This window comes from Caballeronia sp. NK8 (assembly GCF_018408855.1).
Taxonomy (GTDB): domain Bacteria; phylum Pseudomonadota; class Gammaproteobacteria; order Burkholderiales; family Burkholderiaceae; genus Caballeronia.
On the sequence record NZ_AP024326.1, the window covers coordinates 523,178 to 538,743 of the forward strand.

The following is a 15,566-nucleotide window of genomic DNA, read 5'->3' on the forward strand; positions in this document are numbered from 1 at the left end:
CAAATCTTTTCCGCCTCCCCCTCTTTTGCGACTCTGCCTTCGAAAACGGCAGCCCTGGCAGTCCTGTACCCCGGTTAGTTCATGCAAATCAGGCTGTCGAGGGCGAGCGCCCACCACTTTTCTTAGACCCGCCGAGATTATCAGGCACAAGAAGAGCGGCGGTTTCAAACTGAAGCGCAACACGGAGTCTAGTGTTTAGAACCGTGAGGCTGACTGGCTGAGGCGAGCGTGGCGGCGAAGTCCTCGAATGGAGAATGGAACGCGTGAGTCGCGCGAGGCCGACCGTTCAAGAGTTCGGCGATAGCGTCGAGTTCGTCCTGATTGTAGACCGATAGGTCAGTGGTAGCACCAGGCGGCTAGTCCGTTCGACCAGCACGCCGAAGACCGCGGCTAAAAAGGCCACCGTGAAACGAGCGTCGACGAAGCAGATCGCCGCGAAAAAATCGTCGGTAGTCGAAGCACCCACGCACGTGGTCGAACCGAATGTATCGCCCGTAGAAACCTCAGCGTAAGAGGGCGCTGCAATTAGCGTAATCGACAAAAGCGCGGGCTCTACTGAGCGCCGCTCTACTCGGATATCAACGATCGCGGAGGGCCTACTTGCAAATCGGCAGTCTGGGCCGGCGCACTGAACCCTTCGAAGATCAAGCGCGAAGCAAGGGCGGCGGATGAGCTATTCCGCTTCAGCCGCAGGCTAGCGAACAGATCGAGACGGGCTACCTGGTGCCCCTACCGTGCCACGATGCTGACGTTCGGTGTCCCTCCTTGCGAGGCAGGTCCCGTTCACGTTTCCCGCCGTTGCATGCTTCGCCTCCGCGAGTAGTGGGCCTATTTTCAGCGAATGAGTCTTGCCGACCCACAGCCGTCGTTCGACTGCGTGCGCGCGCGAGTCCGGTTAAGAGTACAGCGGCCATCAACTACCGCCCAGTTGGCGACCGGTCTGCCGACCGGTACGATGAGGCGCAACAAACTCCCGGTGAGAACCGCGATAGAAGACCGCCCAGGTCAACGTCCCGCCGACGGAAAACGAGGAATCTGCACGGTGAAGCTCGTCCCACCTTCCACCGATTCAGCCTCAATGGTGCCGCTATGCGCACGTGCGATGCACCGGCAGATGTAGAGGCCTAGGCCCATGCTCGACGACGGTCCTCTTTGCCTGGACGAGCGGCTTGCCCGCGTCAATGGATCAAAGAGCGTGGGCAGGGCGGTCGCCGGTATCGGGACGCCTTCGTTCGACACGACAAGCGTCAATTGCTCACCGTGACCAAGAGCATCGACGCTTATATTCCCTGAGCCGTGCTGGACTGCATTCACCAGCAGGTTAACCAGCAACTGGCCGATACGGGCGCCGTCCCACTTCCCGGCAAGCTCGCCGGTAAGGCGTACGTCGATGCACGCGTCCGGATACGAGGCGCGTACCTCATCCGCCGCATCGTTGCAAATGCGCCCGATATCCTGCGGCGTGAAATCGACTGGAAGCGTGTCGCCCAGGCGGGTACGCGTGAAGACGAGAAGATCATCAATCATGAGCTTCATGCGCACGGCGCCGCGTTGCGCGATCGCGACCGCCCTTACGCTGGATGGTGAAAGGCCGTTGTCATGCAGAACGACCGCCGCCGAATTCAAGATTGCGCCAAGGGGGGAACGCAGATCGTGCGCCAGCACGCCGGCAAACAGATCCCGGATGCGCTCCGTGCGTTGCGCGTAGTGCCGGACCGATTCCGCGAGCATATGGTCGATTGCCTCATTGAACCGGACCATCTCCTCAGAAACCGCTGCGGCGTCCGGCGACGTCTGCTGCCATTGCCGCAGCACACTGGCGCGCAGGGCACGATATTCCGCCACCACCTCGTTGATCCCGTAGCCCTGTGCAAGACGGTCGTCTGCGTGCTCATGAGCGACCCTGTCGAAACCGGATGCCGGATCGTGTTCGTTCCCGCGCGATTTGGCCTGCTGCTGCTCAGCGGTCTGCGGTTCGCGCATATCCGCGGCGATCCGGGTCAGGATGTCGCGAGCCGAGTTCCGCAACTGGGTCTCGGTGAGATGGCTGTCCTTCAGGCTGATCGTGCTGGCATACTCCGCCCACTCGTCGACCAGTTCAGGAAGGTTTGATTCGATAAAGTCCGACAGGCTCATGGTCCCCCCGGGTCGCTTATTGTGTTAGATGTGATAGGCAAGTATTAGGCCGCTGTGGTGCCGTCCGGGTTCCGGGAACAGCGGATGCGTCCATCCTCTTAGGAGCATCAGCGCGCTAACAGACGTATCACACATGAGACCATTCCAAAATGCACGCTGGACCCTACAGCTATCCCAGCGGCCGGCAGACCGTCAGTACCGTCTGCTCGTCGTCGACGACCACCGGTCCGGCGCTTAAGCAATCACTGCTTTACTTTCCCTATCAGGATATGAAGCTCAATTCGTCCTGAGCGGGATGGCGGTTATCGCCGCCATCAATGGCTGGACGCCGGACATCGCGGTACTGGACATCAACATGCCCGACATGGACGGATTCGCGGTCGCACGGCAACTACGACAGAACAGACGGACCCAGCATATCGTTATTGTAGGTTTTACCGCGAAAGACGAATTTTCGATCCACGCGAACGGGATTGCGGCCGGCTTTGACGGGTACCGTCAGAAAGACGCGGGACCCGATTGGTTGCTGTATTTGCTCAGACAAATAGACAGCTAGCGCGGAACCCCGCGCTCTTTATTGCGGGCGGCACACGATTCTTTCTGGCGCGCTCGCGCGATCACTCCACGCGCGCTCGCGCGATCGTCCAAAGCCGTCGTAAGAGTGACGGCGAACTGGAGGGAACGGACGCTCGCACGTTGTAGGCGATACTCGTCCAGCGACGGAGACTGGCCGCCGGACTAAACCGCTCGCGCGGTAGGGGCTACGGTCCGACGCTGGTGGTCAGGGAGAGGCCGGTCACCCGGCTTTATGTTGGCGAATGAGGCAATCCGCCTCGTTCTTCAACAGGAGCCGAATCATGACCTCCTTACCGACAAACGCCAGCCCACTGCGCCAGCGCATGATCGACGATATGCGCATGCGCCAGCTTGCCCCCAAGACGCAGGACATCTACCTGCACATCGTGCGTGAGTTCGCCCGTTTTCTCGGGCGCTCGCCTGACACGGCCACCGTCGAGGACCTGCGCCGCTACCAGCTCTATCTGGTCGACCACGGCACATCGGCCGTGTCGCTGAACCACGCGATCACCGGCCTGAAGTTCTTCTTCAAAGTCACGCTCGACCGGCCCGAGCTGATGGTCAGGATGCAACCGGTGCGCGTGCCCCGCATATTGCCCGTCGTGCTCAGCCCCGACGAAGTGCGGCGGCTCATCGAGGCCGCCGGTAACCTGAAGCACCAAACCGCGCTGTCGGTCGCGTACGGCGCGGGGCTACGCGCCAGCGAAGTGGTGGCGCTGAAGGTCACCGACGTCGACAGCGAGCGCATGACACTGCGTATCGAGCAGGGCAAGGGCCGCCGTGACCGCTACGCGATGCTCTCGCCGGTGCTGCTCGAACGTCTGCGTGTGTGGTGGCGCGTGGCCCGTGCGCAGGGCAAGATGCTCGATGGTGGGTGGCTGTTTCCCGGACTCGATCCGCTCGATCAGTTAAGCACGCGACAGTTGAACCGTGCCATTCATGCCGCCGCCGAGACTGCGAACATCGACAAACGTGTGTCCATGCACACGCTACGCCATAGCTTTGCGACACATCTCCTCGAACAGAAGGTGGATATCCGCGTGATCCAGGTGCTGCTCGGCCATGCAAAGCTCGAGAACACCGCGCTCTACGTCCAGGTGGCCACCGACCTGCTGCACGAGGTCACCAGTCCGCTGGACCGTCTGCCCTCAGAGTAGACCCGCGGGCTGTAACGCCTCATGCTGGAGGTTGCGGACATCTTCCGCAGCCACGGGCCAGCGTGGCGAGCCACGACACACTTGAGCCTGGGGCAGCTGAAGGTCATGTCGGCCATCGAACGGTGCCGCACGGCGGCACTGGGCGGACATGTGCTGCGCTGTTCAGGCTGCACAAGGACCGAGGTGTCCTTCAACTCGTGCCGAGACCGGCATTGCCCGAAGTGCCAGGCCAGCGCCGCACACCGCTGGCTAGAGGCGCGTCAGGCCGATCTGCTACCCGTCGAGTACTTCCACGTCGTCTTCACGCTGCCCGCGCAAATCAGCGCGATCGCCTGGTACAACAAGCGGGTCATCTACGGGCTGCTGTTCGACATCGCCGCCGACACGCTGCGCACGATCGCCGAGGATCCCAGGCATCTCGGCGCCCAGATCGGCGCCACGCTCGTACTGCACACTTGGGGATCGGCGCTCACGCATCACCCGCATGTGCACGGCATCGTCCCCGGTGGCGGGCTGTCGCCTGACGGTGAACGCTGGATCGCCTGCCGGCCCGGCTACTTCCTGCCCGTGCGCGTCCTCTCACGCCTGTTCCGACGCCGCTTCCTCGAGGCACTCCAGTCGGTTCACCACCGTGGCGACCTGCAGTTCTTCGGCGAGTACACCGGGCTCGCCGACCCCGCCACCTTCGCCCGATGGCTTGCGCCCCTACGTACTTGCGAATGGGTGGTCTACGCCAAGCGCCCGTTCGCCGGACCGAAGGCGGTGCTCGAGTACCTCTCACGCTACACGCACCGCGTCGCCATCTCCAACCAGCGCCTGGTCGCCGTCGATGAGCGTGGCGTGACGTTCCGCTGGAAGGACTACCGTGCGAAGGGACGCACCCGCTACAAGACCATGACCCTCGAAACCGGCGAATTCATGCGCCGCTTCCTGCTCCATGTGCTGCCCGGTGGTTTCCATCGGATCCGCCACTTCGGGCTGCTCGCCAACCCGGTGCGCCGCGCCAATCTCGCAAAGGTGCGCGAACTGCTGCACGTCGAACCCGAGATCAGCCCGTCGCCGGACGACGCCATCATCGAAACCCGCCCCGTCTTCATCTGTCGGCACTGCGGCGCACCGATGGTCGTCATCGAAATCCTCGCGCGCAGCGCCCCGATCCGCGCACCGCCAATGCGCCGGGATCCGACATGAACCCCACGGTTCCTCGACCTGCCTGTCGAACGTTGGCTCCGCGGCAACGCGGCCCAAGGATGGAAGCCTGCGCGTGTCGCTACGCGAAGCGCTTTGCCCGGCCGCCTCATCATCGCGAATGCACGACTAAACCACTTCGCTACGGCGTCAGCGTCCCTCCGGCACCCCGCCTGAGCGTGCCGCATCCGGCACCACTGACCATTCCGGTCTATCAATCGCCATAGCCGCGAACCCTCCAACCGCAGTGGGGCACTCCGCGGTTTCCTCCATCGGGCTTATTCGACGCCTGCCGACATGCGCGGCGGCACGCACATTTCTGCGGCCGATGGCAGGCATCGAATAAACCTTAACGCCACCGGCTTCGTGACGATATCGAGCATCTGGTGGGTCTACTTTGACAGTTTTCACCTGCTGTCCAAACAGAAGCTCGCGACCGGCCATTCGGTCCTGTACTCGCATTTTTTCGTTTTCATCGGCCTGTCGATCCTGGCCAGCATGATCCGGCACGCGATCCTGGACGACATAGTGGTATCCGATTTCCGAGTACTGTCGGTCATCGGCGCGGTCTGCTTTTTCATTGGCAAGCAGTACGGCTATTTCATGGAGCGTCCCGAGTTGCGGCGCCAACTGGTCGTCAACACCCTGATCGTATTCGTGTTGATCGGGTTTGCCCTGCTATTGCCCAGAACCAGTTACATCCTGCTTGGTCTTACCGCTGCGGTGATTTGTTATGCTTTCCTCAGTCTCAGATACCTGAACGTCCCGCCCCAGCGTCACGACCGTCTGCGCGACAGCGCTATCACAGGAGACTAGCCATGAGCGACACCGCAAGTTCTCCAGCACCGATGCGCGGCTGTGCCATCAGGGCCTGTTGCGAAGAGATGGTGCTGATGAACGATCTGCCGCTTCCGACACCGGGGCCGCACGGCATCCTGATGGGGATGCGTAGTGCGGAAGTCGGCGATTGGGACGAACTGTGCGCACCGGGGCTCTGATAATCATATAGCCGGCTTCCCTCCGTTCGACTCGACCCGCTGGCGGAGAGTCGGGGCGCCCTGTCGCACCAGGCCGAGCGCGAAAAGGCTGCAGGAACCGGAGTCACGATCTGTGGAACGGCGCATCGTCGAATTTCACCAGTGTCTATCGCTTTACCTTGTTGGCATTCAGGAAGCGATGGTCATTTATCGACTAGACTTCCGCATTGGAAGCGGTTGACTCCGAATTGGGTTTTGAGTTGATGACCGCCTATTGCAAGCGACGGCGGCGATCAACCAGTCCTCCTATCGTTCGGCCGCTCATCGTCCTGCAGCGGCCGCTGTGCCCGCGTTAGACAAACGTCAGCTAAGGCCGACAAGCGACCTGCATCAACATCGCGGCTGACGCGCCGATCGCGTTCTGATACCTTCTGCTCAGTACCGGATCACCAGCTGCGCATATCATGTTAGCGACCGACAATCGGTCCGCCACGACGCTGACACGATCGGTCTTGAACGCGAGCGTCCCTGGTTTGTGCTCAACCGGCAGTTGGGATTGGGGTTCTGAGCGCCTGCGGTCCCGCTTCGACCCGGATACCTGGGAACCTTCCATGGCCATTCCGAAGTGCGGATGCGATCCAGGCTCGCAACGGATGGCGTCGCATTCGAGAGCGATGCGCACGTTGATTACAGTCGCCATCGCCGCCTGAATCTCGGCTTTCACAAAACCTGGAGCGTGCAATGTCGGCCCCACCTCACGTCTACACTATCTCGTGCGTAGCCAAGATGCTTAATGAACCAGAGGAATGGCTTGAAGAACTGGCCAATATGAACCTCGAGCCGGAGGACGGCTGCTTGGGCGTCATAGATGACCTTGACGTGCCGCCCGACGAGGTGATCTCGATCACCGCGTTCACTGACGCTGGCATTGAAGCACTCAAGGAACTCGTAGCAGACGCTAAGTGTGCAGACTTGGGAACGTATGCGGACGCTGAGTGACAGCAAGAAGCAGGAAGTCGTTGCACCTAGCGGATCTGACGAAGTCGAACAGATGTGATCTGGCCGTAAACGTGAGAAGCGCCCCGGTCATGGTCTCGGCGACACGAGCAGCAAGCAGTACGCATCTCGCATGCGGAAGTGGACAAAATGCGTCGCAGTGAAACCCGCTACATTGCATAATGCGACAGCGCCTCTGCTGCGATATGCCTATGTACCGCTCGACGACGAACCGCCCCACTACGTGCAAACCGCCTCGCGGCACGCTGGCTCGTTATCGAGAACGAATTGTCGAGGTGCTGGGCGAGGCCCGCGGCCAACGCGTCATGATCCGGTCCGTCCATGCGGATGGAGCCGAGCGCCGCACTGCGGTGAAACTGATCAATCTGCTACCGTTGGACAGCCAGCTCTTTTAAGTCGCGGCGAGTCCCCGCCCATCCGTGCTCGCTGGCGCGTAAACGCGCCGTTGATCGCTTCTTTGATCGCATTACTGGCCGTAAATCTGACAACTTCTGGCGGCCGCGGTGCGGCCACATCGCTCGCCGCCGCTCAACCCGCCAAGTGAGTGGCCGACTGATGCCCGCGCAGCGAGGCGCGCGCCACAGTGTCGGCTCCTGCGCCCTGCTATCATTTCGGGGTACCCACTGAACGCGAACTCGTTTCGTTCTCTTATTGCAGCATGTCTTATCGCAACCCTCGCTCGCAAGTTTCTCGTTCGCCTTCCCGCAAACCCCTCAGTAAAGAGATGTTGCTGCCTCTGCCGCTATCAGCGGCGCGGACCGTTGCGTTGTCCAACCATTTGACTTTCGCAGCCTGTCGCGCCGGCGCTGGATCTGCGTATCTGGTCAACGGGTTGGTCGAATTGGTCTACGTCACCTATTTCGTGCAAGATGCGGGCTACGGGGAGACGGACGTCATCATCTATCGGCGCGCCGAAGCGGCTCTGGAGCGCTGCCTGCAGCGGGCGGAAACGGAGAGAATATGGACAGTCGATGCGGCCGAGCTGCCCTTGTTCGTGGCGGTCTTGCAAGAGGCAGATCGTCAACTAGCGGGTGCGCCCCGATACGTCCATCTCGAAGCGCGGGAGAAGCTCGAGCGCTTTGCTGCGAGCGGGCGCGGCTCGCCGCTGATGTCCGCCGCCCGCGGTCAATGAAGGGAATATATTCGTCCAGCGGCGATTGCACCCGGTAGTTCGCACGAGTTCACAGCCGCTTGCCGAACGCTGACTGTCGGCGCGACCCAAGCACATTGAATTGAAGCAGCGACCGACGCTTTCAGCGACAATCGTTCGGTAACAGCAATCGCCGATATAACCTTAGCGTTGAAACTCACGCATTGCATCGGAGTTCCACCATGAGTCAACCCCGCGGGCCAAATGCGGGATATCGAGGCAAGTCCAACAATCGGCGCCAACCTCAACATCCGGCTAGCTCTAGTCGCCCTGGACGGATCCAACCGCCCCTCAAAGCGAGTGATAGCGCACCCGCCCAAGCATCCATCATTAAAACTCGTTCGTTGAAGTTTCTCGTCGATGCCGTCGGCGCGGAGAATATTGCGTTAGGCCTAGATTCCAGCTTGACGCGGATAGCAGAACTCCTGCGGGGCGAACGTTTCACGCCCGAGACCGCCTTCCACATGGAAACTGCGCTCCGGCTGCCTTCCGGCTTTTTCGACCAACATCATCCTGCACTTGCACCGGAAGTGATCGCTCGCCTGAAGTCGCCGCTCGAATTCGTGCGCGTAGACGAGGCTAGCGATCAAGGCGACGTTGAAGAGACCTCCCTCCTCCCGAATAATCAAAAGCCGTCACTGCCTGCGAGCAGTTTGTCCGAGGAAGCAAAAATGCGATCGAAGAGTTCGAAGGGCGCACCTGCCGCGACTAAGGCCAGGTCAGCTGAGACCCCTAAGCACGCAGGCGGCCGACCATCTATCGTTGGAGGTGCTTCCAACCAGAACGGGCCGCGTCAAGCGGCTCAGCGAGAACGAGCCCACTCGGAAGGCGCGGCCACGGTCGAGGGGATCAGGCGGGCCAATCTTCACGTGCTCACCGGACGCAACGGCTCCAAGGTCAAGCTCGGCGCAGTCATGGGACTGACCGGCTCGAATATGGCTCATCGACTGCACGGCAAAAAGCGCATGGATGACGTTGAAGCACAGCGCTTCACCGAACGGCTGGGTCTTCCCGAAGGCTGGCTAGACACGCCTCGTTCGGATACCGACATCCCTGAGTCAGTGGTGCTGCTTCTCGCACCTGCTTCACGCGCCCGTGGGCACACTCTCGCGCTGCCGGCATCCCCCGCCGCGCCGAACAACGACACGCTCGACGCAGCCGCTCCCGCAAGCCAGAGCGACGTGGTCCTGTCTAGCACTTTGAGCGACGCGCAAGCTGCGGCATCGCCGACCGATGCACAGGGCGGGCAAGGCGGCGTGATTGGTCGTGAGGAACTCAACGAGGCAGTCGCCGCTCCCGCCGACGAGCGTGTTGACGCAGACGAAAGCAAAGTTGCGGACGCCGTTGCTCGACCGGCGGAGTCACCGCTCGCCCGTGCTGCACCCCCGCGAACCGCCGCGCACGCCATCTCCACGTTGCAAAACCCGCCTGGACGGTCTTGACGGGATAGCACCGATAGCAGAGGCGCTTTTGAAGACGCTCGCCGGCAAGGCGCGCACAGGACGGTTGGACGAATTGAAAGCGCTCGAATTGTTGCAACAAGCAGTTCTGCTTTGACGAGTCGAGGGCCGTCCTAGACGCGGCGTTTCTAGAGTCACAGTTCGCGCTGCGCGTGATGCGTCTTGCCAAGGCAACGATTCGACGACCGCCGCCTAAAAATTCTTGGCTGTCACTGTTGTTGAGGTTCGCTAATTCCTCAAGCCCGAGACGCCGGAACACGATCTTCTTGGTAGCGGACTTCCTCTGTGGCGCGACACGGCTCAGCTTAGTAAGCGGCTCGCCTAGGCCGTGTGTAGAGGCGTGCGCGCCTGGGGCATGATTGCCTCAGGTGGAGCGGCTAGATATCTTGATGTGGTGAACTGGCCGCTGCGTGCAGCTGTTCAGCCACACGCCATGGCAAGAGCTCGTCGATGACCGAGATTCTATGGTCGGCGATTCTCGGCAACACATAGTTTAGGTACGCGCGCGGATCGATGTCGTTGAGGGCGCACGTGCCAATCAACGAGTACATTGCAGCAGCACGTTCACCACCGCTGTCGGAGCCCGCGAATAGGAAGTTCTTGCGGCCCAAACTCACACAGCGCAGCGCGTTCTCCGCGATGTTGTTGTCGATCTCGAGCGTACCGTCTTCGCAATAGAGCGTCAGCGCGCGCCACTGATTAAGCGAGTAGCTGATCGCCTTGGCTGTGTCAGACTTCGACGACAACGCTTCGAGCTTGGTCTTGAGCCACGCTTCGTAGATGCGAAGCAGTGGCTTGGCTTTCTCCTGCCGTATTCGCAGCCGTTCGTCCGCAGGCATGCCGCGAATGGAAGCTTCAATGTCGTACAACGCGCCAACGAATTCGAGGGCCTTCTGCGTTGTGTCGGACGGCGTTCGTACGTGGATATCGTAGAACTTTCTCCTTGCGTGAGCATGGCAGGCTGCTTCCAGTACTGAGCCATCCAGGAACAGTTCATCGAAGCCCGCGTATGCGTCCGCTTGTAGCGTCCCCGTGAAGCCAGCGAGATGAGTTTGAGGGTGGATGCCTTGCCTATTCGGTGAGTATGCGAACCATACCGCAGCCGGTTGCGTGGAGCCCGAGCGACGATCGTCGCGCACATAGACCCAGAGACGGCCGGTTCGGGTCTTCCTGTTGCCCGGTGCGAGCACGGGAATCGGCGTGTCGTCAGCATGCAGTTTGGCGGCCGACACCGTATATCGGCGCAGCGCCTCGATCAGCGGCGTGCACAACGCTTCGCATTGGCCGACCCAGCGCCCCATGCTGGCACGGTCAAGCGTGACGCCGTCGCGAGCGGCGATTGCCGATTGTCGATACAACGGCTGGTGGTCTGCGTATTTCGCGACGAGGATATCCGCGAGCAAACTCGGATGGGCGATGCTCCGCTCGATTGGCAGTCCCGGCATCGGCGGCTGTTTAATGGCGTGGCAGCAAGGGCAAACGAGTTTGCGCCGGATCGTGCGAATGACTTTGAAGGCGGCCGCAACCCGGGCGAGTTGTTCGGATATGTCCTCACCGAGCAGTTGCATTGTTTGACCGCACTCCGGGCAACTGGATTCCGGCTCGAGCACATGATCTTCGCGCAAGAGGTGCGTCGGTAGTGCATGTCTCGAAGCCGCGTCGCCGGTTGTTGCGATGGAGGCGGATGCGTTGGCGCCTTGAGTCTGCGCGCGCTGCACGTCTGCAACGCCGCGTCCGGCGGCCAGATCTTCGAGTTGGGTCTCGAGGGTCTCTATCTGCCGCTGCAACTGTTCGGATTTGCGGCCGAACTGCATGCGCCGAAGTTTGTCGATCTGTGCCTTGAGCTGATCGATCTCGATATCGCGTTCAGCGAGCAGACTACGAGCCTCGACCAACAAGGCCTTCAGGACTTCGATATCGTCAGGAAGATCGGCGCCGTTCGACATGCACGGCAGTTTACGAGTGTTCCGCGCCGTTTACAACATCGATAACGCGGCGGTGCGCCGGGGCTGTCGCCAGTCGATGCCCTCGAGAAGCATTGACAGTTGTGCGGAGCTCAGATGAATCTTCCCGCCGTCGGCCTGGGGCCAGATAAAGCGGCCCCGCTCAAGACGCTTTGCCAGGAGCCAGATCCCATCCTCCGTCGCCCAGAGGACCTTTATGAGATCGCCTCGGCGGCCTCGGAAGATGTAGACGTTGCCGCCCAATGGATTCTCTTCAAGCGCCGTTTGCACCTTTGCCGCTAGCCCCTGAAACCCACAGCGCATGTCGGTCACGCCTGCAGCAATCCAAATACGCGTGCCAGCCGGGAGCGAGATCATGATCGCAGACTGCCCAACACGGTACGCAGCATGTCGGCGTCGACCAGACCATCTACCTTGACCACCACACGGCCGATTCGGATTTCAATCGTGCCCGCAGGTGGCGCCGGGTTTGCATCTAATGCTGGTAAATCGCCTGACGGCGCGGCCAGGGCCTGCGTCGGTGGGTCACTCAGCAGTACGACTGGCAGAAGGCCGGCAGGCTGAGCGTGCCGCTCGGTAAGATATCGGCGCCGCCAGGTGTACAGCATGTTCGCGTTGATGCCATTCTCACGGGCGAGTCTCGCAACGGAGACGCCCGGTTCACACGCCGCTGCCGCCAGCCGGTCCCGAAGCTCCCTTGGGTAATTCGGACGGCCCGCTCGACTACCCGGCTTCTTCTCTGAGGACTCTGACAAAGTGGTGTCCATCAAATCGAAAATGATGGACATCATTTTGCTGCGTATTGAGGTCACGCCCTACGACGGTCGAGACGAGCCGCTTACTCAGCTTATTCGGGCGACAAGTCAGGTCCGCCCGCGAACAGCCGTTGGTCCCACACGACAGGCTGCGGCGCCGAGACGACTAAACGTCCGGCATCCGGGTGTGCCGGGTTGACCACCGCATTGCATTCCGCCCGCGCCACGACCGACGGGACCACCAGCACCGCTGATCTTCCCTCCTCGATCCACTTGTCGCCGAAACGGCGCGCGACCTGCGCATCCGGCGCATCCCAGCCCGCTGACAAGTCCTCGACGCTGACGCGCTCGATTGTCACGTTCTTCGGGACCTCGACCTCAACCCATACGTGGTGCTTGGGTACCTTACCGATCCGCGCGTGCACCAGCACCTCCAGCATCGCCCCCGCAAAATTCAGCGCGCCGTAAATGACTGGGCGGCCGGGGCTATTGAAGCGGCCACCGACAAGCATCGCCCCAGTGCCACTCCACACCGGATGACGCCGATCCGCAATTCTAAAAATCCGCATCAGGCTGGCACCTCAACGACTTCCATGCAGGAAGTCATGCCGGCAGCCCATAGAACAGCTTCCACAACAGTTCCTCGACGCGCCGCGCGCCGAGCTCGCTCAAGGCGACCTCCACCGGCGTGCGCCCTTCGAGCAACGGGTGCATCGTATTTAGAAACTCCCGCGCATCACCCTCGTCGTCCCATACATAACGCGCGGTCGCGACGATTCGTGCGAGCCGCTCCGTCTTCTCAGACTCGTCGGGACTGAGCTTGTCGCGGCGACGTTTGAAGGTCGCCTCCGGCACGATGCGCGCGAGCAAGGCGCGCCGTTCCTCGGCGCTGCGCGTCGCGTGCTCGACGCCTTCTTTGAGCGCGGACTTTGGTAGGCCCTCACGGACCTGCGCGTCGAGCTCGGCCACCGAATGCGGGACGCGAGGCAGCGCCATCACGGCTGCGATCTGTTCCGGCGAGACCAACAGCATGGCAACCTCCGAATGGATCACTTGATCCTCCATTATAGACCAAATGATACGAGTGCGCGATTCTCCCCGATGCCGATACTGTCCGAGCCGCAAATGGGCTCGGTTGGGTAGGCCTCCGCGTTTTGGCCTCGATTCCGTTTCGGGCGTCGTGCCTTGCGCCCGGGAAGGCGCTCGCCGAGGGCGACCGGCTTGTGTTCCTGCTATCACGCCATCCAAGGCCGCCTACCACGGTGATTTCCGTCTCTCGTTTGCGGGGCGGTAGACCGGCCGACCTAATAGGAGGCACGCGGCGCCCCAACGCCCTTCCTACGCGCCGGAGGACATCGTTTCAAGCGTGATAAGTCGTATTAGCACCATTGCGCTTAATCCTGCCGCTGCGGTACGACCCATCAACGGCTTTTGTCGGCCAGCGGCATGGAGATCCGCCGAAAAAACGCCCTATCCATGCCTGATAATTCGTATTTAGGCATGGCGAAGGCGAAATTTAATAGGGACGGGTCTGAACGCCTTCCTGCCAAGCGCATAAGTTGTTTTCGAACGGTGTCACGGCCAAATACAGATGTCGGGGTGCGGGCTCGTTAGAAATGTCCGGGTCTAGGGCTTGTTAATCCTTCTTCAGATCATGATTTCCCCACCGCGGCTGCCCGTTCTCGCGCGGAACTCAACACAGCCGCGTTGAGTTGTTCCAAGGTCAGTTCGCGTTGCGTGCGCGTGCCCACCTTGCGCTCCTTCGGCCGTGGCGCCATGCCTTGGTTGGTACGCGAGGGCATGCCCGAAGCGCAGCGATCGTCGCGCTCGGCCTGCAGCACCTGAGCGACTTGCAACGCGTGTCCAAGCCGTTTGTTCTCGACTATCGCCCCCTGATCGATCTCGGAAAGCCGATCGTATCGACGATAGGCGAGGGCCGCCCCATTCACGCGAATCTCGATGCGTCCATCCGGGTACTCGAAGACGTCGAGATACTGGTGGATCAGCGCGCGGTTCTGCGCCGTATCGTCGAGCATGTAAATGACCCGGTCGTATTGAACCGTCAACACCTTGGTCACGCGCCGCGCCACGCGTGAGGTCAGGATCAACTCGATGTTCTCGTCGCTTCTGAGCGCGCGATGGGCATTGAACGCGCTTCTTGGAACCTTGCCAAAGCGGCCGTTGAAGTCGGCGCTAAAGTGGGGCGCGTAAGCGTTGGCGTCCTCCTGCGTGTTGATGCCACGTAGGCGCAGTTCCTTCACCAGCCGATCCTGCAAGGTCAGATTGGCCCGCTCGACGCGTCCCTTCGCCTGGCTGCTATTGGCGCACCAGGTATCGATGTTGAGCTCAAACAAAGCCCGTCCAAATTGCGTGACGCCTTTGCCAGCGGCCTCGGCGTGGTTGTTGCAATGAAATATCGCAGCCTTGTCGCTGTAGAGCGCAAGCGGCTTGCCATGCGCTTCGAGATACTTGCGCATGGCCTCGAAGTAGCTGAAGGTCGACTCGGTCGCCGTAAAGTGCAGGGTCATCAGCCGGCCCGTCGCGTCATCGATAAACACCAGCAGCGTGCAAGCCGGTGCGCGATCCTCGAACCAGCGATGATCGCTGCCATCGATCTGAATCAGTTCACCCAGACACGATCGGCGGTTCCTCGGCTGGTGTAGCGTCGGTGGACGCTGCTTGCACGGAATCCAGAGCCCGGCATCGCGCATCCAGCGCCGTACCGTTTCCTTGCCCAACTCGATGTTGTGACATTCACGCAGCTTCTCGCAGGCGAGCGTCGGACCAAAATCGGCATAGCGCTCGCGCACCAGCGCCATTGCCCGGGCGCGCAGGTCGACGGGTAATTCGCGATTACTCGGCTGTCCGCGCTTGCCCGAGATCAACCCCGCCGGACCACTCGCGGCATAGCGGCGAGCCAGACGGCTGATCTGGCGCTCGCACAGGCACAGTCGCTCGGCAGCCCGCACCATCGTCAGCCGATGCTCGCAGACCGCCTCGATCACTTTAATGCGTTCGAGTTCGTGCATAGTCGCCGTGATGAAACCACGCTCGTTCATGGTGGAGCCCCTTGAAGACGCTTGCGCTCAGCGTGCGCCTTCAAGGGACAAAACCGGACATTTCTAATGAGCTCAAACCCGACATTACTTATATGGTCGCCTCCCATTTGCAAGGTAATTGTGCGTG

At 61.1% G+C, this 15,566-nt stretch carries 15 protein-coding genes and 1 pseudogene; 8 read left to right on the forward strand and 8 right to left on the reverse strand.

Translation table 11 applies throughout. The features are described 5' to 3' along the window. Positions 1–188: 188 nt before the first annotated feature. Positions 189–341 (reverse strand): annotated as a pseudogene (locus tag NK8_RS43125) (IS30 family transposase); the annotation flags it as partial. A gap of 664 nt (positions 342–1,005) precedes the next feature. Further along, positions 1,006–2,136, reverse strand: coding sequence for a sensor histidine kinase (locus NK8_RS35195; RefSeq protein ID WP_213233299.1), 1,131 nt, complete (start codon positions 2,134–2,136; stop codon positions 1,006–1,008). 295 nt (positions 2,137–2,431) lie between these two features. On the opposite strand from NK8_RS35195, the gene NK8_RS35200 reads away from it, so the two are divergent. The 8 genes from NK8_RS35200 to NK8_RS35235 all read left to right on the forward strand — a co-directional run bounded on the left by NK8_RS35200 (position 2,432) and on the right by NK8_RS35235 (position 9,643). Then, positions 2,432–2,692, forward strand: coding sequence for a response regulator (locus NK8_RS35200; RefSeq protein WP_301549914.1), 261 nt, complete (start codon positions 2,432–2,434; stop codon positions 2,690–2,692). A gap of 301 nt (positions 2,693–2,993) precedes the next feature. Beyond that, positions 2,994–3,869 (forward strand): site-specific integrase, encoded by an 876-nt coding sequence (locus NK8_RS35205; protein ID WP_061121634.1) that lies wholly within the window; start codon positions 2,994–2,996, stop codon positions 3,867–3,869. 21 nt (positions 3,870–3,890) lie between these two features. Further along, the gene (locus NK8_RS35210) at positions 3,891–5,060 is read left to right on the forward strand and encodes an IS91 family transposase (RefSeq protein ID WP_213233300.1); all 1,170 of its coding nucleotides are present in this window, start codon (positions 3,891–3,893) and stop codon (positions 5,058–5,060) included. 294 nt (positions 5,061–5,354) lie between these two features. After that, positions 5,355–5,873 (forward strand): low temperature requirement protein A, encoded by a 519-nt coding sequence (locus NK8_RS35215; RefSeq protein ID WP_225936542.1) that lies wholly within the window; start codon positions 5,355–5,357, stop codon positions 5,871–5,873. Between the two features lie 2 nt (positions 5,874–5,875). Further along, positions 5,876–6,055, forward strand: a complete 180-nt coding sequence (locus tag NK8_RS35220; protein WP_213233301.1) for a hypothetical protein — start codon at positions 5,876–5,878, stop codon at positions 6,053–6,055. Positions 6,056–6,775: 720 nt separating this feature from the next. Next, on the forward strand, positions 6,776–7,033 hold the full coding sequence (locus tag NK8_RS35225) for a hypothetical protein (RefSeq protein ID WP_213233302.1): 258 nt from the start codon (positions 6,776–6,778) through the stop codon (positions 7,031–7,033). Positions 7,034–7,775: 742 nt separating this feature from the next. After that, positions 7,776–8,183, forward strand: a complete 408-nt coding sequence (locus NK8_RS35230) for a hypothetical protein (protein ID WP_225936544.1) — start codon at positions 7,776–7,778, stop codon at positions 8,181–8,183. A gap of 362 nt (positions 8,184–8,545) precedes the next feature. Beyond that, on the forward strand, positions 8,546–9,643 hold the full coding sequence (locus NK8_RS35235) for a hypothetical protein (RefSeq protein WP_367657817.1): 1,098 nt from the start codon (positions 8,546–8,548) through the stop codon (positions 9,641–9,643). Positions 9,644–10,038: 395 nt separating this feature from the next. Here NK8_RS35235 and NK8_RS35240 read toward each other — a convergent pair whose 3' ends face one another. The 6 genes from NK8_RS35240 to NK8_RS35265 all read right to left on the reverse strand — a co-directional run bounded on the left by NK8_RS35240 (position 10,039) and on the right by NK8_RS35265 (position 15,439). Next, positions 10,039–11,607: an IS66 family transposase gene (locus NK8_RS35240; protein ID WP_213233303.1), complete on the reverse strand. Its 1,569-nt coding sequence runs from the start codon at positions 11,605–11,607 to the stop codon at positions 10,039–10,041. A 30-nt stretch (positions 11,608–11,637) separates the two neighbouring features. Next, complete coding sequence (gene tnpB, locus NK8_RS35245; protein WP_213233304.1) at positions 11,638–11,982, reverse strand: IS66 family insertion sequence element accessory protein TnpB; 345 nt, start codon at positions 11,980–11,982, stop codon at positions 11,638–11,640. Further along, entirely contained in the window at positions 11,979–12,416 is a 438-nt protein-coding gene (locus NK8_RS35250; protein ID WP_213233305.1) for a transposase, read from the reverse strand. The genes tnpB and NK8_RS35250 overlap by 4 nt, the downstream gene beginning before the upstream one ends. Before the next feature lie 56 nt (positions 12,417–12,472). Further along, positions 12,473–12,949, reverse strand: a complete 477-nt coding sequence (locus tag NK8_RS35255) for an RES family NAD+ phosphorylase (RefSeq protein ID WP_213233306.1) — start codon at positions 12,947–12,949, stop codon at positions 12,473–12,475. 34 nt (positions 12,950–12,983) lie between these two features. Continuing rightward, positions 12,984–13,412, reverse strand: a complete 429-nt coding sequence (locus NK8_RS35260) for an antitoxin Xre/MbcA/ParS toxin-binding domain-containing protein (RefSeq protein ID WP_213233307.1) — start codon at positions 13,410–13,412, stop codon at positions 12,984–12,986. 620 nt (positions 13,413–14,032) lie between these two features. Continuing rightward, positions 14,033–15,439: an ISNCY family transposase gene (locus NK8_RS35265; RefSeq protein ID WP_213233308.1), complete on the reverse strand. Its 1,407-nt coding sequence runs from the start codon at positions 15,437–15,439 to the stop codon at positions 14,033–14,035. Between the last annotated feature and the right edge of the window lie 127 nt (positions 15,440–15,566).

Excerpts from the sequence above, each read along its gene's own strand:
- NK8_RS35225 (WP_213233302.1), top strand. The coding sequence starts at position 6,776 with ATGTCGGCCCCACCTCACGTCTACACTATCTCGTGCGTAGCCAAGATG.
- NK8_RS35195 (WP_213233299.1), bottom strand. The coding sequence starts at position 2,136 with ATGAGCCTGTCGGACTTTATCGAATCAAACCTTCCTGAACTGGTCGAC.
- tnpB (WP_213233304.1), bottom strand. The coding sequence starts at position 11,982 with ATGATCTCGCTCCCGGCTGGCACGCGTATTTGGATTGCTGCAGGCGTG.
- NK8_RS35255 (WP_213233306.1), bottom strand. The coding sequence starts at position 12,949 with ATGCGGATTTTTAGAATTGCGGATCGGCGTCATCCGGTGTGGAGTGGC.
- NK8_RS35210 (WP_213233300.1), top strand. The coding sequence starts at position 3,891 with ATGCTGGAGGTTGCGGACATCTTCCGCAGCCACGGGCCAGCGTGGCGA.
- NK8_RS35250 (WP_213233305.1), bottom strand. The coding sequence starts at position 12,416 with ATGATGTCCATCATTTTCGATTTGATGGACACCACTTTGTCAGAGTCC.
- NK8_RS35265 (WP_213233308.1), bottom strand. The coding sequence starts at position 15,439 with ATGAACGAGCGTGGTTTCATCACGGCGACTATGCACGAACTCGAACGC.
- NK8_RS35215 (WP_225936542.1), top strand. The coding sequence starts at position 5,355 with ATGCGCGGCGGCACGCACATTTCTGCGGCCGATGGCAGGCATCGAATA.
- NK8_RS35200 (WP_301549914.1), top strand. The coding sequence starts at position 2,432 with ATGGCGGTTATCGCCGCCATCAATGGCTGGACGCCGGACATCGCGGTA.
- NK8_RS35220 (WP_213233301.1), top strand. The coding sequence starts at position 5,876 with ATGAGCGACACCGCAAGTTCTCCAGCACCGATGCGCGGCTGTGCCATC.
- NK8_RS35240 (WP_213233303.1), bottom strand. The coding sequence starts at position 11,607 with ATGTCGAACGGCGCCGATCTTCCTGACGATATCGAAGTCCTGAAGGCC.
- NK8_RS35230 (WP_225936544.1), top strand. The coding sequence starts at position 7,776 with ATGTTGCTGCCTCTGCCGCTATCAGCGGCGCGGACCGTTGCGTTGTCC.
- NK8_RS35205 (WP_061121634.1), top strand. The coding sequence starts at position 2,994 with ATGACCTCCTTACCGACAAACGCCAGCCCACTGCGCCAGCGCATGATC.
- NK8_RS35260 (WP_213233307.1), bottom strand. The coding sequence starts at position 13,412 with ATGCTGTTGGTCTCGCCGGAACAGATCGCAGCCGTGATGGCGCTGCCT.